Source organism: Roseateles toxinivorans (assembly GCF_004362525.1).
Lineage (GTDB): Bacteria > Pseudomonadota > Gammaproteobacteria > Burkholderiales > Burkholderiaceae_C > Paucibacter > Paucibacter toxinivorans.
On the sequence record NZ_SNXS01000001.1, the window covers coordinates 715,577 to 734,609 of the forward strand.

At 59.5% G+C, this 19,033-nt stretch carries 15 protein-coding genes; all 15 read left to right on the forward strand.

Translation table 11 applies throughout. The features are described from left to right. Positions 1-2: 2 nt before the first annotated feature. The 15 genes from DES47_RS03320 to DES47_RS03390 all read left to right on the forward strand — a co-directional run bounded on the left by DES47_RS03320 (position 3) and on the right by DES47_RS03390 (position 19,029). On the forward strand, positions 3-1,109 hold the full coding sequence (locus DES47_RS03320) for an XrtA/PEP-CTERM system-associated ATPase (RefSeq protein ID WP_133699219.1): 1,107 nt from the start codon (positions 3-5) through the stop codon (positions 1,107-1,109). Further along, positions 1,106-1,987 (forward strand): XrtA system polysaccharide deacetylase, encoded by an 882-nt coding sequence (locus DES47_RS03325; protein ID WP_133699220.1) that lies wholly within the window; start codon positions 1,106-1,108, stop codon positions 1,985-1,987. The genes DES47_RS03320 and DES47_RS03325 overlap by 4 nt, the downstream gene beginning before the upstream one ends. A 16-nt stretch (positions 1,988-2,003) precedes the next feature. Next, positions 2,004-3,032, forward strand: a complete 1,029-nt coding sequence (locus DES47_RS03330) for a FemAB family XrtA/PEP-CTERM system-associated protein (protein WP_243748182.1) — start codon at positions 2,004-2,006, stop codon at positions 3,030-3,032. Between the two features lie 7 nt (positions 3,033-3,039). Further along, a complete protein-coding gene (locus DES47_RS03335) occupies positions 3,040-4,239 on the forward strand; it encodes a TIGR03087 family PEP-CTERM/XrtA system glycosyltransferase (protein ID WP_133699221.1) in 1,200 nt (399 codons plus the stop codon). After that, complete coding sequence (gene xrtA, locus DES47_RS03340) at positions 4,236-5,792, forward strand: exosortase A (protein ID WP_133699222.1); 1,557 nt, start codon at positions 4,236-4,238, stop codon at positions 5,790-5,792. Before DES47_RS03335 ends, xrtA begins: the two co-directional genes overlap by 4 nt. Before the next feature lie 28 nt (positions 5,793-5,820). Next, on the forward strand, positions 5,821-7,101 hold the full coding sequence (locus DES47_RS03345) for a nucleotide sugar dehydrogenase (protein WP_133699223.1): 1,281 nt from the start codon (positions 5,821-5,823) through the stop codon (positions 7,099-7,101). Positions 7,102-7,120: 19 nt separating this feature from the next. After that, positions 7,121-9,076: an XrtA/PEP-CTERM system amidotransferase gene (locus DES47_RS03350; protein ID WP_133699224.1), complete on the forward strand. Its 1,956-nt coding sequence runs from the start codon at positions 7,121-7,123 to the stop codon at positions 9,074-9,076. 71 nt (positions 9,077-9,147) lie between these two features. Then, positions 9,148-9,609 (forward strand): hypothetical protein, encoded by a 462-nt coding sequence (locus tag DES47_RS03355; RefSeq protein WP_133699225.1) that lies wholly within the window; start codon positions 9,148-9,150, stop codon positions 9,607-9,609. 99 nt (positions 9,610-9,708) lie between these two features. Beyond that, entirely contained in the window at positions 9,709-10,902 is a 1,194-nt protein-coding gene (locus DES47_RS03360) for a glycosyltransferase family 4 protein (RefSeq protein WP_133699226.1), read from the forward strand. Continuing rightward, positions 10,899-12,158 carry a glycosyltransferase family 4 protein gene (locus DES47_RS03365; RefSeq protein WP_133699227.1) on the forward strand — a complete coding sequence of 420 codons (1,260 nt, stop codon included), beginning with the start codon at positions 10,899-10,901 and terminating at the stop codon, positions 12,156-12,158. The genes DES47_RS03360 and DES47_RS03365 overlap by 4 nt, the downstream gene beginning before the upstream one ends. 159 nt (positions 12,159-12,317) lie before the next feature. After that, complete coding sequence (locus DES47_RS03370) at positions 12,318-13,652, forward strand: putative O-glycosylation ligase, exosortase A system-associated (protein WP_166651828.1); 1,335 nt, start codon at positions 12,318-12,320, stop codon at positions 13,650-13,652. A gap of 21 nt (positions 13,653-13,673) precedes the next feature. Continuing rightward, positions 13,674-15,776: an NAD-dependent epimerase/dehydratase family protein gene (locus tag DES47_RS03375; protein ID WP_133699229.1), complete on the forward strand. Its 2,103-nt coding sequence runs from the start codon at positions 13,674-13,676 to the stop codon at positions 15,774-15,776. Next, entirely contained in the window at positions 15,776-16,891 is a 1,116-nt protein-coding gene (locus tag DES47_RS03380) for a glycosyltransferase family 4 protein (protein WP_166651829.1), read from the forward strand. The genes DES47_RS03375 and DES47_RS03380 overlap by 1 nt, the downstream gene beginning before the upstream one ends. After that, on the forward strand, positions 16,888-17,958 hold the full coding sequence (locus DES47_RS03385) for an acyltransferase family protein (protein WP_133699231.1): 1,071 nt from the start codon (positions 16,888-16,890) through the stop codon (positions 17,956-17,958). The genes DES47_RS03380 and DES47_RS03385 overlap by 4 nt, the downstream gene beginning before the upstream one ends. A 120-nt stretch (positions 17,959-18,078) precedes the next feature. Continuing rightward, positions 18,079-19,029, forward strand: coding sequence for a polysaccharide deacetylase family protein (locus DES47_RS03390; protein ID WP_208114886.1), 951 nt, complete (start codon positions 18,079-18,081; stop codon positions 19,027-19,029). Positions 19,030-19,033 lie beyond the last annotated feature (4 nt).

The following is a 19,033-nucleotide window of genomic DNA, read 5'->3' on the forward strand; positions in this document are numbered from 1 at the left end:
CCATGTATGAAGCCTTTTATGGGTTGAACAGCAAGCCCTTTCAGCTGATCCCCGACCCCAATTTTTACTTCGGCAGCAAGCAGCACCGCCGCGCCAAGGCCTATCTTGACTATGGCGTGCTGCGTAACGATGGGTTCATTGTCATCACCGGCGAGATCGGTGCGGGCAAGACGACCCTGCTGCGCGGGCTGCTCGACAGCCTGAACCAGAGCTCGGTCGTCACCGGCCATGTTGTGACCACCCAACTTGATGCCGAAGACACCTTGCGAATGGTGGGAGCGGCGTTCGGTGTGCGCGTCAAGGACGTTTCCAAGTCCGAACTGCTGACAACCCTGGAGGCCTTCCTGGTCAGCCAGGCGAGCCAGGGCAAGCGCTGCCTGTTGATCGTCGATGAAGCACAGAACCTGAGCATGCGAGCGGTGGAAGAGCTGCGCATGCTGTCGAACTTTCAGTTTGGCAATCAGTCGCTGTTGCAGACCTTCCTGGTCGGTCAGCCGGAGTTTCGCGACATTCTCCAACGGCCTGAGATGGAGCAGTTCAAACAGCGCATCGCCGCGACCTGCCACATCGGCCCGCTGGACCAAGAGGAGACCAGGGCCTATATCGAGCACCGCTTGAAGTGCGCTGGCGCAAGCGGCAAGCCCACCTTCGACGCCGAGGCCTTCAGGGCCATCTTTGGCGCCAGCCAGGGCATTCCGCGCCGTATCAACTCGATCTGCGACCGTTTGCTGTTGCTCGGCTTCATGGGCAACAAGACCCACCTGGGCCTGGCTGACGTGAACGAGGTGGTGCGCGACTTTGCTCAGGAAGCAGCCGTGCCGGCGAAGAAGGCCGTGGTCGAGCCGGACAGCGACAGCGGATTCGGCAGATTGGCCCCGACGGAAACGTCGCTGGATATTGATCTGTCCCGCCTGAAGCTCAGTGCTGGCGAGGCCGACAAGATGTCCCAGCAGCTCACCAGCCTGACGACCGAGCAGCATGGCGACCGTTTGCAGCGACTCGAGCGCAGCCTGATGCGTCTGGAGCGAATCAATATGCAGACCCTGGCCATGCTGCAAAAGCTGGTCAACGCCGTCAAACATCCGACCGATGAGAACCCTCCGCGATGAGCTTGTCTGCCCATGGCGCCGAAGGCGCGATCACGAACGCACTGACCATCGATGTGGAAGACTATTTCCAGGTCTCGGCCTTCGCGCCCTATATCGCCCGCAGCGAATGGGACCAACGCGAGTGCCGGGTCGAACACAATGTGCAGCGCATCCTTGAGTTGCTGCGCCAGCACCAGACCCAGGCGACCTTTTTCACCCTCGGCTGGATTGCTGAGCGGTATCCAGCGCTCGTGCGCGCCATCGTTGCCGACGGTCATGAGCTGGCCAGCCACGGCTACGGGCATGAGCGCGCCAGCGATCTCAGCGAGCAGGCCTTTGCCGATGACATTGGCAGGGCCAAGAAGCTGCTCGAGGATCTCTCCGGCAAGGCGGTGCTGGGCTACCGCGCACCCAGCTTCTCAATCGGGACGGGCAATCTCTGGGCCTTCGATTGCCTGGCCGCTGCAGGCTATCGATACAGCTCCAGCATCTACCCGATCAAGCATGATCACTACGGCATGCCCGATGCGCCGCGCTTTGCGCATCAGGTGCGTGAAGGGCTGATCGAGGTGCCGGTAACGACCCTGCGCATGCTCGATCGCAATCTGCCGGCCAGTGGCGGTGGCTATTTCCGCTTGCTTCCCTACGGCGTGTCTCGCTGGATGTTCAAACGCGTGAACGCCGCTGACCGCCAGGCCGCGGTGTTCTATTTCCATCCTTGGGAGATCGACACCGGACAGCCTCGAATCGAGGGCTTGGACCGCAAGTCCCGCTTCAGGCACTACGTGAACATCGATCGCAACTACGCCAAGCTGCAGCGGCTGCTGGGTGATTTCAGCTGGGGACGCATGGACCAGATCTTCTTGCCCGATCAACAAGCGGGAGCCGCTGTTGTCTGAGTCGTCAACCGTCCAAATCAAGCGCCTATTGCCCGGAGATGCCACCAACCAGCGGTGTTGGGATGCCTTTGTGCTGGCATGCCCTGAGGCGAGCTTCTTTCATCGCTCGGGCTGGCAGCGCATTCTGGTCGAGGTGTTCCGGCACAAAGCCCATTTCCTTTATGCCGAGCGCGACGGCCAGTGGCTTGGCGTGCTGCCGTTGGCGCACGTCAAGAGCCTGCTCTTCGGCAATGCGCTGGTGAGTCTGCCCTTCGGGGTTTACGGCGGTGTGGCCGCCCTGGCACCCGAGGCGGCACAGGCGCTGGAGCGGGAAGCGCAGCGCCTGGCGGTGGAACTGGGCGTGCAGCATCTGGAGTTTCGCAACATCAACGTGCGCCATGAAGACTGGCCCGCCCAGGATCTGTATGTGACCTTCCGCAAGGAGATCCTGCCAGAAGAGGAGGCCAATATGCTGGCCATTCCGCGCAAGCAGCGGGCGATGGTACGCAAGGGCATCAAGAATGGCCTGGTGAGCGCAGTCGATGGCGACGTCGAGCGCTTCTTTGCACTCTACGCCGACAATGTGCATCGCCACGGCACGCCGGCCATGCCCAAACGCTATTTCCAGGCACTGATGCAGGAGTTCGGCGCCGACTGCGAGGTGCTGACGGTCAGCTCGCCGGACGGCCGCGCACTGAGCAGTGTGCTGAGCTTCTACTTCCGCGATGAGGTGTTGCCCTACTACGCAGGCGACGACGAGGCCGCCCGTGACCTTGCCGCCAACGACTTCAAGTACTGGGAGTTGATGCGGCGCGCCTGTGCGCGCGGGCTGAAGGTGTTCGACTACGGCCGCAGCAAGCAGGGCACGGGCTCCTATGCCTTCAAGAAGAACTGGGGCTTCGAGCCGACGCCGCTGCATTATGAATACTGCCTCTACAAGCGCGACAGCGTGCCCCAGAACAATCCGAACAACCCGAAGTACCAGCTGCTGATCAAGACCTGGCGCCGCATGCCCATTGCCCTGGCCAACTGGCTGGGTCCCTTCATCGTTCGGAATCTGGGCTGAGCGCGGCGTGGCCAAGATTCTGTACCTGGTACACCGGCTTCCGTATCCGCCCAACAAGGGGGACAAAGTCCGCTCGTACCACCTGCTCAAGCACCTGGCCAAGCGGCATGAAGTGTTTCTTGGTACCTTTGTCGACGACCCTGAGGACTGGGCCTATCTGGACACCGTGCGCGGGCTGTGCAGCGAGCTTTGTGCCGTGCCACTGAACCCACGCGTTGCCAAGATCGCCAGTTTGCGGGGGCTGCTCAGCGGCGAGGCCTTGAGCCTGCCGTTCTATCGCAGCGCCAGACTCAAGCAGTGGGTGCAGCAGCTGACCCAGACCCATCAATTGAGCGCGTCAGTGGTGTTTTCATCGACGATGGCCCAGTACGCCTGCGACTTGCCACAGCCGATGCTGGTGGACTTTGTTGATGTCGATTCCGCCAAGTGGAGCGAGTATGCGCCTGCCCATCGCTGGCCGATGTCCTGGCTGTACGGCCGGGAAGGGCGCAAGTTGCTGGCCTACGAGAGACAAGTTGCCGAGCGGGCCCAGGAGTCCTACTTCGTGACCGAAAAAGAGGTGACGATGTTCCGTTCCTTGGCGCCTGGCCTGCACGCGTCAGTACGAGCCATGTGCAATGGCGTCGATGCTGATTTCTTTTCGCCTGATCCGACCCTGGCTTCGCCTTTTTCGCCCGACGAACTCCCGTTGGTGTTTACCGGAGCGATGGACTATTGGCCCAACGTCGACGCGGTGGTTTGGTTTGTGGAGGCGGTATTGCCTCGGCTTTGCGAGCGCTGGCCGAACTTGCGCTTTTACGTCGTTGGCCGCAGCCCGACGCCGGCCGTGCTGGCGCTTGCCTCGGATAAGGTTTCCGTCACGGGGACGGTGGCCGACGTGAGGCCGTTCCTGCAGCATGCGGCCGCCGTAGTTGCTCCCTTGCGCCTGGCACGAGGCATTCAAAACAAGATTCTTGAGGCCATGGCCATGGGGCGGCCGGTTGTGGCGGCCAGCCACTGCGCGGCGGCCATTGATGCGGTAGCGGGACACGACCTGTTGCAGGCTCATGAGGCCGATGACTATGTGCGCGAAATCAACATTCTGCTGGAGGCCCCCGGGCATGGCAATGACATCGGCGAAGCGGCGCGCCGCCAGGTACTGCGCAGCTACAGCTGGGATGCGCACTTGGCTGGCATCGATGCCGGATTGGCCAAGGCGGTCAGATGAATAGCGCGATTGGAATGGTGGATCCGACCTGGCGCAGGGCCTTACCTGCATTGCTGCTGTTGCTGGCCGCGATCTTCTGGGCCCTGCGTGACACGCTGGTGGCCATGGTCGGCATCTGGGAACGGTCCGAGACCTTTGCTCATGCCTATGTCGTACCCCCGATTGCGTTGTGGCTGATCTGGCGCCGACGCCGGGTGCTGCAGAGCATGCCGGCGCGGCCCAACGCGTGGGTGCTGTTCCTGGTGGCAGGCTTTGCACTGCTGTGGCTGCTGGGCGAATTGGTCGCAGTGAATGCCGTGACGCAGCTGTCTCTGGTGTGTCTGCTCATCCTGAGCGTGCCGGCCGTGCTGGGTTTGGACGTCGCTCGGGCCCTCCTGTTCCCGCTCGGGTTCCTGCTGTTCTCCGTGCCCTTTGGCGAGTTCCTGATGCCCCAGCTGATGAGCTGGACCGCCGACTTCACGGTGCTGGCCCTGCGCCTCACCGGCATTCCGGTCTATCGCGAGGGGCTTCAGTTTGTCATTCCTTCGGGTAGCTGGAGCGTGGTCGAGGCCTGCAGCGGGATTCGCTACCTGATTGCCTCGGTGATGGTGGGCACGCTGTTTGGCTACCTGAACTACCGCAGCGCGCGGCGCCGCTGGATCTTTGTGGGCGTGTCGTTTCTGGTGCCCTTGGTGGCCAACTGGTTGCGCGCCTACATCATCGTGCTGCTCGGTCACTTCTCAGGCAACAAGCTGGCCACCGGGGTTGATCACCTGATCTATGGCTGGTTGTTTTTTGGCGTCGTGATGGTGGTGATGTTCATGATCGGAGCACGCTGGGCCGAACCCGATGCACAGGGCGAGCCAATGGTCTCTCAAGGCAAGATCGGTTCGGTTGCATCCGCTCACAGCTTCTGGATTGTCGCGCTCTGTGCCGTGGCCTTGGTAGCGGCGCCCAGGTTCGCGTTTTTGGCTCTGAGCCACGCGGATGATGGGGGCGCGGCCCCTGTGCTGACATCGCTGGAGCGGCCTGCCGCAGGCTGGGTGCCTGCCGCCGACGTCGACATGCAGTGGGCGCCTGAGTACAAGAACCCCTCTGCGACGTTGAATCAGACCTTTGCAAAGAACGGTCATGAGATAGGCATGTATGTTGCCTACTATCGCCACCAGAACAGCGAGCGCAAGTTGGTCAGCTCGGAGAACGTGCTCGTCAGCTCGAAGAACCCGAAGTGGGCGCAGGTATCCAGCGGTAGCCATGGGCTGGATGTCGATGGATCAAGGCTCAACCTTGGTGCAGCCGAGCTGCGCGGCTCAGCCGTCGCCGATGCTGCGACCCCACGCAGACTCCTGGTGTGGCACCTGTATTGGGTCAATGGGCGCTTGACCCGCAGCGACCATGAGGCGAAGGCTTTTGGCGCCTTGTATCGGCTTCTGGGGCGGGGCGACGACGGTGCGTTGCTGGTCTTTTATGTGGAGAAAGACGCAGCGGCCGGCGCGCAGGCGGCACTTGAGTCATTTGTGCGCGAGAATTTGTCTTTGATAGAAGCGCAGCTACGCCAGACGCGTGGTCGCTGAAAAAGCAATTGGAATAGGGGAAGCTTTGATGAGTACGGTGGCAGTGATTGGCCTGGGCTATGTGGGCCTGCCCTTGGTGGTGGAGTTCGGCAAGCAGATGCGCACCATCGGATTCGATATTGCTGTGGCCAAGGTCGAGTCGTGCAAGGCGGGCATGGACCCGTCGCGCGAGCTCAGCGATGAACAGGTGAAGGCTGCGACGCAAGCGGTATACACGGCCGACCCAGCCATGCTGGGCGAAGCCGACATCATCATCGTTGCCGTGCCGACGCCCGTTGACGACGCCCATATTCCCGACTTTCGTCCCTTGATCGGTTCCAGCAGCAGCGTGGGCCGACACATGAAGAGGGGGGCGATCATCGTCTATGAATCCACCGTCTACCCCGGTGCCACCGAAGAGGTCTGCATTCCGGTCCTGGAACGAGAGTCGGGCCTGAAGTGGAAGCAGGACTTCTTCGTCGGCTACTCGCCCGAGCGCATCAACCCGGGTGACAAGGAACACACGCTGACCAAGATCCTGAAGATTGTCTCGGGTGACACGCCGGAGACGCTCGACAAGGTCGCCGAGCTCTACGAGAGGATAATTGTTCCGGGCGTGCACCGCGCCTCCAGCATCAAGGCGGCAGAAGCGGCAAAGGTCATCGAGAACACCCAGCGCGACCTGAACATTGCGCTGATGAACGAGCTGGCGATCATTTTCGACAAGCTGGGCATCGACACCACCGAGGTGCTGGAGGCCGCCGGCACGAAGTGGAACTTCCTCAAGTTCAAGCCGGGGCTGGTGGGGGGGCACTGCATCGGTGTCGACCCCTACTACCTGACCCACAAAGCCGACATGCTGGGCTATCACCCGCAGGTGATCCTGGCCGGCCGGCGCATCAACGACGGCATGGGCAAGTTCATTGCCGAGCAGACCATCAAGCACATGATTGCGGCGGGCAGCTACATCAAGGGAGCGCGGGTCAATGTGCTGGGGCTGACCTTCAAGGAGAACTGCGGCGACCTGCGCAACTCCAAGGTCATCGACATCATCAAGGAGTTGCAATCCTATGGAGTTGAAGTCTTCGTCAGTGACCCGCAGGCCGAGATCGAGGAGGCGCTGCACGAGTACGGCGTGCGCCTGTTCCCCTGGGATGAGCTGCCGCGGGCCGATGCCATCGTCGCGGCGGTGGCGCATACCGAGTTTTCTCAGCTGACGATTGACGACTTGAGCAAGAAGTTGGTGAAGGGGGGGGCGTTCATCGACGTCAAGGCTGCCTTCCCGATCGCCGAAATCCAGGCGGCAGGTTTCAAGCTGTGGCGTTTGTAGTTCCTGGGCGCCACCGAGCATGTGCGGAATATCCGGGCTATTTGACACGCGGAACAAGAGAGACTTTCCGCGTGAGCTGATACGTCGAATCAATGACATACAGGCCCATCGAGGCCCGGATGAAGACGATCTGCACCTGGAGCCAGGTCTTGCGTTCGGGCACCGCCGCCTGTCGGTCATCGACCTGGAGACAGGCATTCAGCCGCAGTTCAACGAAGACGGGTCGGTTGTCATTGTCTTCAATGGCGAGATCTACAACTATCAGGAGCTGGTGCCCGAGCTGAAGGCGCTGGGGCATCAGTTCAAGACGCGCAGCGACACCGAGGTCATTGTTCATGCCTGGGAGAGCTGGGGCGAGGACTGCGTGCACCGCCTGCGCGGCATGTTCGCCTTTGTGATCTGGGACCGCAATCGCCAGACCCTTTTCATGGCGCGCGACCGCATGGGCGTCAAGCCCCTGCACTACGCACTGTTGCCCGACGGCACGCTGATCTTCGGATCCGAACTGAAGGTGCTCACTGCCCATCCCGAGTTTCAACGCCAGATTGATCCGCTCGCTGTGGAGGAGTACTTCGCTCTCGGATACGTTGCTGACCCACGTTGCATCTATCGCAACGCGCATAAGCTGGCGGCTGGCCATGTGCTGACCCTGCGGCACGGCATGCAAAGACTGCCCGAGCCGCGCTCCTACTGGGACGTCAAGTTCACGCTGGACAATCCGATCTCAGAGAGAGACGCTCAGGCGGAACTGTTGGGGCGCATGGATGAGTCTGTGCGCCTGCGCATGATCGCTGATGTGCCGCTGGGAGCGTTTTTGTCCGGCGGAGTCGATTCGAGCGCTGTGGTGGCCACGATGGCCGGGCTTAGCAATCAAGCCGTGCGGACCTGCGCGATCGGATTTGATGATCCTGCCTTCAATGAGTCGGCCTTTGCACAGCAGGTTGCGACCCGCTACCACACCGACCATCGGCTGGAGATCGTCAAGAGCGACGACTTTGACCTGATCGACACCCTGGCTTGGCTGTACGACGAGCCGTTTGCCGACAGCTCGGCGATTCCGACCTACCGGGTCTGCCAACTGGCGCGAAAGCATGTGACGGTGGCGCTTTCGGGTGATGGTGGTGATGAGACCTTTGGCGGCTACCGTCGCTACCGGCTCCACCTCGCCGAAGAGAAGGCCCGGCAGGCGATGCCCATCGGTCTGCGCCGGCCCGTGTTCGGCGCCCTTGGGCAGCTCTATCCGAAGGCCGACTGGGCGCCGCGCATGTTCCGCGCAAAAACGACTTTTCAAGCCTTGGCCATGGACGCAGCTCAGGCCTACCAGCACAGCATGTCGATACTGCGGACCGATGAGCGAGCCGCCCTGTTCTCCGACGGCTTCAAGCGCAGCTTGGGTGGCTACAGCACGCTCGACCTGTTCCGCCAGCATGCGGCCCAGGCCGGTACGGACGACCCGCTGGCGCTGATCCAGTACCTCGACTACAAGACTTGGCTGGTCGGCGATATCAACACCAAGGTGGACCGGGCCAGCATGGCCCATTCGCTGGAGGTTCGCGAGCCCTTGATGGACCATCGCTTGGTGGAATGGCTGGCAACCTTGCCAACAGCCATGAAGGTGCATGACGGGGAAGGGAAGTGGCTGCTGAAGAAAGCATTTGAGCCGAAGCTGCCGGCGGACATTCTTTACCGTCCGAAAATGGGTTTCTCGGTGCCATTGGCCAAGTGGCTGCGCGGCCCGTTGGCCCAGCGTACGAGAGATGCGGTGCTGGGGCCGCGGATGGCTGACACCGGTTTTTTCAACCAGCACGTGTTGAAGACGATGGTGGATCAGCACCAAAGTGGGCTGCGGGATCATTCGGTGTCGCTCTGGGCTTTGCTGATGTTCGATGCCTTTCTCAAATGCAGCGGCGAGGGCGTCCAGTCGGCGCATCGTCATGCGGATGCATCACTAGGTCTCGCTTCGACGAGCGCCTGAACAATGTGGGCACGCAGTTGAAGGAATACATCAAGCCAACGCGTGAAGAGTTCTTATGAAGAAAGTAATTCTTGTTGAATTCAATCCAACTCCTGGGCCTGCAAGCCAAAACCATACAGCCGGTGATGACGCACCAGTATCTGGCTCGTTTCGAGAGTGCCGACGTCGCCGCTCAAGCAAGAAAGCGGCTTGAAGCGGTGCACGTCGATGGGAAAGCGGTATTTGGATTTGATGAGTCAGAGCTCAACAGTCTGTATTTTGGCTCTCAAATTCGCAACGTCCTGCCTGCTCAAACTCGCGTGGCATCGACGCTGGACGCAAATCTGCATACAAGCTTTTTCGACATCTTATACAAGATCGAAGGCCTCAAAAGTGGCCGACATCACCCCGATGGCTGCCTGTGGATTCAGTCCGCGGGGCACAAGGTTCACAGCGAAAATGCGTTCATCCGGGACATACTGTCGACGTTCACTCAACTGCTTGGTGTGCCGGTTTCCGGCTATCAAGGTCGCAAGGCTGATTTGATTCACTGAAGCAAAGTACTGCTTCAAGCATGCCGGCCGTAAGGGACCCGAGGGCATTCCCAGTGGCTGACCCTTTTCTTGTGCAGGCTGGCAAGGCGTTCCCAATTCATGAAAATACTCTATCACCACCGAACCGCCTCAAAAGACGGGCAGGCCGTCCATATCGAGGAAATGATCGAGGCCATGCGCGTCCTGGGCCATCAGGTGCGGGTCGTTTCGCCCGTGGGTGGGGAAGCCGCTTCTGAACAAGGGCATGGGGGAGGGCGAATGGGTGCTGACATGGGTTGGGTCCACCGACTCAAAGAGCGCCTTCCGAAAGCGCTTTATGAACTTATGGAGCTGGCGTACTCGTGGATTGCCTACCGCAAGCTGCTGGCCGCGGCGCGGGAGTTCCAGCCAGACGTCATCTACGAGCGCTACAACCTGTACCTGCTCAGCGGCGCGATGCTCAAGCGCAAACTGAAGATTCCTTTTCTGCTGGAGGTCAATGCTCCGCTGGTGTTCGAGCGCTCGCAGCACAGTGGAGGCTTGTCCTTGCGTGGCTTGGCGAAGTGGGCGGAACGCCGCGCATGGCGTTCGGCCGACTTTGTGCTTCCGGTTACGAACGTGTTGGCCGAGCATGTGGCGGCCTACGACGTGCCTGCAGAGCGCATCCAGGTCATACCCAATGGCATCAACAAGGCGCACTTTGCCATAGCACCCGCAGCGGCCCAGGCGAAGGCAGATCTGGGCTTGTCCGATAAGCTGGTGCTGGGCTTTACCGGTTTCGTTCGAGACTGGCATGGCGTTGACCGTGTGATCAACTGGATGGCGAGCGCAGCGGCGCCGCGCCACGTGCACCTGTTGATGGTGGGTGACGGCCCGGAACGCGCGGCGCTGGAGGCGCAGGCCAGCCGCCTCGGTTTGAGCGAGCGGGTCCGTTTCACGGGTGTGGTGCATCGAGATGAAGTGCCAAGTTATGTCGCTGCATTCGACATCGCCCTGCAGCCCGCTGTGGTCCCTTACGCGTCGCCGCTCAAGTTGATGGAGTACTTGGCTTTGGGCAAGGCCGTGATTGCCCCAAACTCGCCGAACCTCCGGGAGGTCCTCACCGACGGCACGAATGCCTGGCTTTTCGATGCCTCGGAGCCCCTGAAGTTCGAGGCCGGGCTGAGCAGCTTGTGCAATGATGCAGAACTGCGGCACAAGCTGGAGGCGGGTGCGCTTGCAACCATTGATCGCCTTGAATTGACGTGGCTGTCCAATGCGAAGCGCGTTGTTGCGTTGGCACAGCGCTCCGCCGTCGCAGACGCTCCAATATGAATACATTGCCAAAACCTGACGCCGCTGCGCAGCAGCCGGACACTGTACGGCCGCTGCGGGTGTTGCTCTTTTCTACGCTCTATCCGAGCGCTGCGCGTCCCATTCACGGCATCTTTGTTGAAACGCGCCTTCGCGAGTTGCTGAAGACCGGGCAGGTGGAAGCCAAGGTCGTGGCCCCTGTGCCGTGGTTCCCGTTCAAGGGCAAATCGTTTGGCGAGTACGGCCTATTCGCCGCCACACCGTCCGTCGAAGAGCGTCATGGAGTCGAGGTTCACCATCCACGCTACCTGCTGCCGCCAAGAGTGGGCATGAATGTCGCGCCGTACACTCTGGCGCTGGGCGCGCTGGCAACCATCCGCAAACTGCAGCGTGAGGGGTTTGACTTCGACCTGATCGACGCGCACTACTACTACCCCGATGGCGTCGCGGCCGGCTTGCTGGCCCGATGGCTTGAGAAACCGTTCGTTGTCACGGCTCGGGGCACGGATCTGAACCTCATTCCCCAGCATGCCCGTCCCAGGCAGCTGATTCTCGAGACGGCCGAGCGTGCGTCGGCGTCGATCGGGGTCTGCCAAGCGCTGATGACGGCGTTGCAAGGGTTTGGAGCCGCACCGGAGAAGCTCCACACCCTCAGGAATGGCGTTGACCTGGAGCGCTTCCAGCCTGAAGACCAACTTTCCGCCCGCCAAAAGCTTGGCCTGCCGAGCCCTGGCAGGCTGTTGCTCTCGGTCGGGCACCTGATTGAACGCAAGGGGCACGACATTGCCATCGAGGCACTCGCTAGCCTACCTCATGACATCAGCTTGTTGATTGTCGGTGGTGGACCGGAGCGATCTGCGCTCGAGCAGCAGGCTGCGTCCCTTGGTGTGGCGACGCGGGTTCGATTTGTCGGCATTGTTCCTCAGCTTCAGCTCAAGTCCTGGTACAGCGCCGCCGATGCCTTAGTACTATGTTCCAGCCGGGAAGGATGGGCAAACGTGTTGCTTGAATCGATGGCCTGCGGCACCCCTGTGATCGCCTCCAACATTTGGGGCACACCGGAAGTCGTCGCAGTTCCTGCGGCAGGTGTTTTGATGCCCGAGCGTAACGCTGCGGGCCTCGTGAAGGCCTGGGCACAGCTGGAAGGCGACTGGCCGAATCGAGCTGATACCCGCGCCTATGCGACTGGTTTCGCTTGGGATTCGACGACGGCAGGGCAGTTGCGAATATTCGACGGTATTGCGCGGCGGAATGCCAAGGGAATAATCAGCTCATGATTGAGTTTCTTCTGGTCGTGGTCGAGCTTTGCCTGACCATGCTGTTGCTTCGGTTGGTTGCTCGTAGTCGCACGTCAAGCGAACCCATGCACCTGGGCCTGTTTGCGTTCAAACTAACGAAAAATGAGCCCAATCCGGCTCGAATGGGTCTCAGAAATCGTGCGTGACCTGGTTTTGCTGTTCTTCATGGTGATTCTGATATCACTGGCTGCACGCGGCGTATTCAGTGCCTATCTGCTGTGGGGTTGGGCCGGGCTGGTTGCGATTCAGACCTTCGCCTATGGTTTCATGCAGAGCATCCCGTATGTCCAGGTGTTTGCGCTACTGACGTTGTTGTTGTTCTTGATCAAAAAAGACCCCGGCGCAGTAGGCTTTTCACCTGATAGCACGAGTATTTGGTTCTTTGTATTTGGCGTGCACGCCAGCCTGGCTGCGGCATTTGCCTATCCGGAAGTGTATAGAAACTGGGAGTTGTGCGGCAACCTGCTCAAGACCTTGATCTATTGCCTGGTGATGCCATTGCTCGTTACGAACAGGTATCGGATTCATGTCTTTATGATAGTGTTGGCGCTCTCCGCGGGGTTTCATGGCATCTTGGATGGACTGAAATTCATCATCACTGCTGGCGGGCATATTTCGCGCGGAAATTCAAAGCTGGGCGACAATAATCACCTGGCAGTGCTGGTCGCCATGGTTATCCCGGTATTGGGGTATCTTTATACCTACTCGGCCGCACGAGTGACCCGATACCTTTCTTTGTCTGCTTTGGTGATCAACGTCATTGCCGTGATATCGACCCGGTCGCGTGCGGGACTGCTGACGCTTTTTGCGCTGGCGCTGTGGTACTTATTGCTCAGCCGGCACAAGGTTCGTGGATTTGTCGCCATCTTTGCTGTCGTCATTGGGGTGTTCGCGGTTGCGCCGGCCGAATGGACCGAGCGAATGGAGACCATCAAATCCGCAAACGAAGATTCTTCTTTCATGACCCGGGTGATGGCTTGGAAACGTGGCAGTGCGATCGCCGTGGAAAATCCCGTATTCGGCGGTGGATTCCACTCCGTTCAGGCACCCGCGCTGTTTTCTCAGTTCAAGCACAAGCAAGGTATTCTTGGTTTCATTGAAACCGGAGAGGCCACTTATCCGGCTGCTGCTCATAGCATCTATTTCGAGGTGATGGGCGATATGGGTTTTGTGGGCTTTTTCCTATTCCTGATCGTGCTAATGCTGCCGTTCTTGCATCGAAGGCGGATATTGCAGCTGACTCGAAATCGGCCAGACCTGATGTGGGCGCACGATCTAGCCAATGTCCTGGCGGCCTGCCTGATTGCTTATTTGGTGGGTGGCGCGTCGATTAGCGCGGCCTACTTTGAATTGCCCTATATCTTGATCATGCTCATGGCGGTGCTGCGTATCCACGTCACCAAGGAATGCGCCATCGAGGCGCAGCCCGTTGGAAAGATGAAGATGCACCGCACACCCTTGCCATCTCATTGAATTAATCCGAGAGAATTTACTTTGCCAGCCAAAAAAATAACACTGATCGGCGCCGGAAACATCGCGCGCACGCATGCGTCCGTTCTTCAGAGCATTCCTGGGGTCAGTCTGCATGGCGTTTTTGACGTTAGTCAGGGGGCGGCCGAAGCGATGGCCTCGCAGTTCAAGATCCCGGTGGTTCACGACAGCCTGGAAGCCGCTGCGATGTCCGCGTCGGACGTGTTTCACGTGCTCACGCCGCCGAACCTGCATTTGATGTCGGCGATGCCTTTTGTCGAGGCGGGCAAGACGGTATTGATAGAAAAGCCGGTGGGCGCAACGGCCGCCGAATGCCAGGCTTTTGCCGCTGCTGCGCAACGCTCCGGCGCGGTGATCGGCGTCAACCAAAACCTGGCTTTCAACCCGGCGTACCTGAAGTTGCGGAATATGGTGCTGTCGGGCAATATCGGACAGCCAAAGTACATGAGCTATATCTTTGAGGCGCCGTTGCGGCAGCTCAGCGCCAGGCAGTTCAGCCATTGGATGTTCCGTGAGCCGGGCAATATCCTGCTTGAGCAGGCGGTGCATCCCTTGTCTCAAATCGTGGACTTGGCCGGACCCGTTCAGGAGCTGAACGCGTTGGCTGAACGGCCCATCGAAATCTCCCCTGGCGTGGGCCTGCACAATGCTTGCCAGGTGTCGATGATTTGCGAGCGCATGCCGGTCAGTCTGAGATTTCACGTCGGCGCAAATTTCACTGTCTGCAGGATGACGGTGGTTTGCGACGACGGTGTGGCGATTGCCGACATGACAAGCAACCAGTTCCACGTGCTCGAACGTTCCGCCTACATGGAGCCCATCGACAACTACATCTCTTCTCGCAAGGCTGCGCGGCAATGGGCCGGCGAGGGCTTTGCCGGCTTGCGCGACTACGCGCTCTCGATGATTAAGTTGAAGCCGCGTTCGGACGCCTTTTATCTCGGCATGAAGGGCAGCATTGAGGCGTTTTATGCAGATTTGGCAAGCACTGGCAAGCCGCGTATTGACCTCGCGTTCGGCTCGCACTTGGTTGACGTCTGCGCCAAGATTGCGCAAGGGTTCAAGTCCTTGCCGCAAACAGACGCCCCGGCCGTAGCCGCCAGCCCCCCAAGCGGGGCACTGGTAGCGGTACTTGGCGGAACCGGCTTCATCGGTGCCTATACGGTTGAAGCGTTGTTGCGGCTGGGCTACCGTGTTCGAGTCATGGCCCGAGGGGCGGCCAATCTGCAGGAAGTTTTTTATAGGGCTGGCGTTGAGATCGTGCGTGGCGATGTCAAGAGTCCGAGCGACGTGAAAGCCGCGGTGGCCGGCGTGGCGTTCGCGATAAACCTGGCTCACGGCGGCGGCGGCGGCAACTTCGAAGCGATCCGCGCTGCCATGGTGGATACCGCAAGCCTCGTGGCAGACGCCTGCGTGGCGGCCGGCGTCAAGCGGCTGGTGCACGTCGGGTCCATCTCCGGGCTGTATCTGGGCGATGCAGCGGCGAAGGTGACCGGCAGCACCCCGACGGATCCCATGCCGCACACGCGCAATGACTATGCGCATGCCAAGGCCTTGGCAGACGCGACGGTGTTGTCTCGGCACCAGTCCGGCGGCATGGAGGTGGTGGTGCTGCGTCCGGGCTTGGTCATCGGGGCCGGCACTTCTCCGTTTCACGGCGGGCTGGGATTCTTCAATAACGACCAGTACTGCGTTGGATGGAATGCCGGATCCAATCCACTCCCCTGGGTGTTGGTGGACGACTGCGCCACTGCCATCGTCGCTGCGCTGGAGGCTCGCGATGCCGCGGGCAAGGCCTACAACTTGGTTGGCGACGTTCGTCCCGACGCCCGAAGTTACGTGGCTGCCTTGGCCCGTTCGCTCGGGCGGCCGCTCAAGTTTGTGCCTTCGTCTCCCACCGGACTCTGGCTGATCGAGCTTGGCAAGTGGTTCATCAAACGCGTCGCCGGCCAAAAAGTGAATCGCCCCTTCCTGCGCGACATCCTGTCCCGTGGACTGCGGAGCCAGTTCGATTGCAGCGATGCCAAACGCGACCTGCATTGGAGCCCTGTGGCAGACCCGGCGGAGTTCCAGCGCCGAGCGATAGCGGTCCACGGGAAGCGCTGATGCTTCGCTCCGATCGCCGTGTGCTGCTGCATGCCTTCTCTACGTTCAAGCTTGGCGGGCCTCAAGCACGTTTTGTTCAGTTGGCAAACGCTTTCGGCTCGGAGTTTGAGCATGTAATTGTGGCGATGGACAATTGCCATGATGCGGCGCAGCGTCTGAATCCGGAGGTGATTTGGCGTCCCCTGGCCGTCGAGAATCGTCGTGGTGGAGGCATGGCTAACCGTGCCGCCTTTCGCCGCTTGCTGAAGTCGCAGAAAGCCGATTTGCTGCTGACCTATAACTGGGGCGCCATCGAATGGGCTATGGCCAATTTCCCCCGGCATTGCAGGCAACTTCACGTTGAAGATGGCTTCGGACCTGCGGAAGCATCCAGCCAGTTGCTGCGCCGCGTCCTGACCCGCCGGATCGTGCTCGGGCTGGGGCGGATCCCAGTCCTGGTCCCGTCCATGACGTTGCGCGACATCGCCTTGCAGCAGTGGAAGCTGTCGCCGAGCCGCCTGTACTACCTGCCCAATGGCGTGGCGTTGCCTGAGCCGGCGTCGTTGCAAGCCCGCACGACCGGAACGATCACGATCGGAACGGTGGCCTCCTTGCGGCCTGAGAAGAATATCGGGCGGCTGCTGCGGGCTGCTCAGAGCCTGCGGCACGAGTTCGATCTTCGATTGCTGATCGTGGGCGATGGCCCAGAAAAACAGCCCATGCAGGCACTGGCCGCCGAGCTCGGCATGGCGGACCAAGTCGATTTTGTCGGCTACCAGGCTAAGCCGCAGGCCTGGCTCGAACGGTTTGACTTGTTTGCTCTCTCCTCCGATACCGAGCAGCTGCCCATCGCCATGCTGGAAGCTATGGCGGCAGGACTGCCCGTCGTCGCAACGTCAGTAGGCGACGTACCGCGCATTGTGCCAAGCACCATGGCGAAAGCCTTGTCCCGTCCCGAGGATGCCGACTTCGCTGCCGCGCTGAGGCAGGTACTGCTCTCCCGCCAGTTGTGGTGTGAATGGGGCGCCAGCTGCCGCAGCGTGGTCGCGCAGAGATTCAGCGAATCAAGCATGCTGACCGGCTGGCATCTTTTGTTTTTGGGCCGCGATCCATTTGAGCCAGAGGTGCCGGCATGACGACTTCCCGCCATCTGGGAAAGCTGCAATCGATCGAGGCGGCGCGTGGTCTGGCGGCTGTGTTGGTGGTGCTGGTGCACGTCAGCTCCATGCTCACACAAGCCAATAAGTTTCCGGAAATGCCTTTCGGTGGCTTGTTCCGCTTCGGGCACGCCGGTGTTGACTTTTTCTTCGTCCTGAGTGGCTTCATCATCTATTACATGCATGCCAAGGACATCGGAGACAAGTCTGCATTGGGAAGCTATTGGTTCAAGCGGTTCGTGCGTATTTATCCCGTTTACTGGATCGTCTTGTGCACTTTCGGCTTGATATTGCTTTTCAGTCCGACAGCAGCGCGCCATGAGCGAGAATTGAGCTCGATTATATCGGCCATCATCCTGACTCCCAATCAGCATGGCCAAATTCTCGGCGTTGCCTGGTCGCTCAGCCACGAGCTCCTTTTCTATGGGTTGTTCGGGTTGTTGTTCATTCATCGATGGCTTGGCGTCGTGGTCTTGGCTGCATGGGCGGCGCTAACATTGGTAAATGTTATCTTTGCTTACTGGACTGATTATATTTTTGGCGGCCTCGTATTTCGCATCTTTAATCTTCACTTCTTTGTCGGCATGGCTGTGGCCGGGCTTTGTGTTCGCTTGCCCAAGCATGGCGTCTATTTCCTGCTGGCAGGCTTTGTGCTCTTCTTCGGCGCGGGACTTCTGGAATCTTTTGGACCTCACAAGGGCGTCGAGTGGCCACCCAGGCACTTGGCCTATGCATTGGGCTCTGGAATGATGATTCTTGGCGCGGTGCGTTTGGAACAGCAGGATCGACTTCAGCTGCCCGCATGGCTGTTGCATCTAGGAACGGCGTCCTACTCAATCTATCTATGGCACGTGATTGTGATCATGATTGCCCAGGAGTCACTCAAGTGGATAATGCGCCGAGGCGACGTGCCTGTATCTCTTGCCGCCATCTATTGTTTGGTGCCAGCCGTGCTCTTGCCGATACTGTTTTCCTTCAAGGTGGAGCAACCTTTGCTCGAACGAATTCGCAGCTGGCGTAAAAAGGGGAAAGAAGTGTCTCAGTAAGCCGGGCGATATTGCCTCGGATGTTTCAGTGAATCATCCTTCCCAGCACCGGACAGCCAAGCATGGATAGATGCGCCTACCCATGATAATGAAAAAACGGACCTTCTCTAGCATATGCTTTTGAAAGCACTGATGACTCTGCTCTCTCGAAAAGGCGAGGAAGCGGCTCTGACCACCTTGTTGTTTCACAAAGTGCCAGAGTCCGTAGATCCTCTGGGGCCAGCGGAGCCTATCGCAGCAGAGTTTGAGAAAGTCCTGGCCTTGGTCAAGGACAACTTCAACGTCATCGGGCTGAATAAGGCCGTGGACCAACTCCAGTCAGGCACGCTTGACACCCGTAGCATGGCACTGACTTTTGACGACGGATACCTTCAGTGGGATGAGACCGTCGCTCCACAGCTCAAAAAGTTTGGCCTCCCGGCCACTTTTTTTATCACAACGGAACAATTGGACGGGGTCAGATTGTGGAGCGAGCGCATTGTCGACATTGTTCGGCAATTGCCGGACTCGGTGCCGTGGATGCCGCCCCGATACCAGCACTTTACCAACTTGCAGGAGATATCGCAGCGGAAAAGACTGGTCAAAAAGCTGGTTGACGATTTGAAGTATCAAACGCTTGAGTTTCGAGAAGCCGTCATGACACAACTGGAGGGCATCATTCAAGATCCTTTGGAAGTCAGTGGCGTGCTGGACGAAGACTCGGTGCGGCGTTTTCACGCAGAGGGCTTCGAAATTGGTGCGCACAGTCACCGGCACCCGATCCTCAAGGCGGCAAGTCGAGCCCAGGCGGAATACGAAATCACCTACAGCAAGCAGCGTTTGGAGTCAGTGATTGGTGCTGAGGTCAAAGGCTTTGCTTATCCCAATGGCCGAACGGGCGTTGACTACACTTCGGAGCATGTTGAAATAGTCAAAAGAGCGGGCTTTCGATATGCCGTTTCGACCGGAGGTGGTGTTGCAACTCGGCAGAGCAGTCTGTTTGAATTGCCGCGACTGGCGCTTTGGGCATATTCGCTGCCGCGGGTGCATTTCCAAATATCATGCAACTATTTTCATGACGTAGTTCATTGAATTA

Coding starts and splice junctions, on each gene's coding strand:
- DES47_RS03365 (WP_133699227.1), top strand. CDS start 10,899: ATGAATACATTGCCAAAACCTGACGCCGCTGCGCAGCAGCCGGACACT.
- DES47_RS03350 (WP_133699224.1), top strand. CDS start 7,121: ATGTGCGGAATATCCGGGCTATTTGACACGCGGAACAAGAGAGACTTT.
- xrtA (WP_133699222.1), top strand. CDS start 4,236: ATGAATAGCGCGATTGGAATGGTGGATCCGACCTGGCGCAGGGCCTTA.
- DES47_RS03360 (WP_133699226.1), top strand. CDS start 9,709: ATGAAAATACTCTATCACCACCGAACCGCCTCAAAAGACGGGCAGGCC.
- DES47_RS03385 (WP_133699231.1), top strand. CDS start 16,888: ATGACGACTTCCCGCCATCTGGGAAAGCTGCAATCGATCGAGGCGGCG.
- DES47_RS03345 (WP_133699223.1), top strand. CDS start 5,821: ATGAGTACGGTGGCAGTGATTGGCCTGGGCTATGTGGGCCTGCCCTTG.
- DES47_RS03325 (WP_133699220.1), top strand. CDS start 1,106: ATGAGCTTGTCTGCCCATGGCGCCGAAGGCGCGATCACGAACGCACTG.
- DES47_RS03320 (WP_133699219.1), top strand. CDS start 3: ATGTATGAAGCCTTTTATGGGTTGAACAGCAAGCCCTTTCAGCTGATC.
- DES47_RS03380 (WP_166651829.1), top strand. CDS start 15,776: ATGCTTCGCTCCGATCGCCGTGTGCTGCTGCATGCCTTCTCTACGTTC.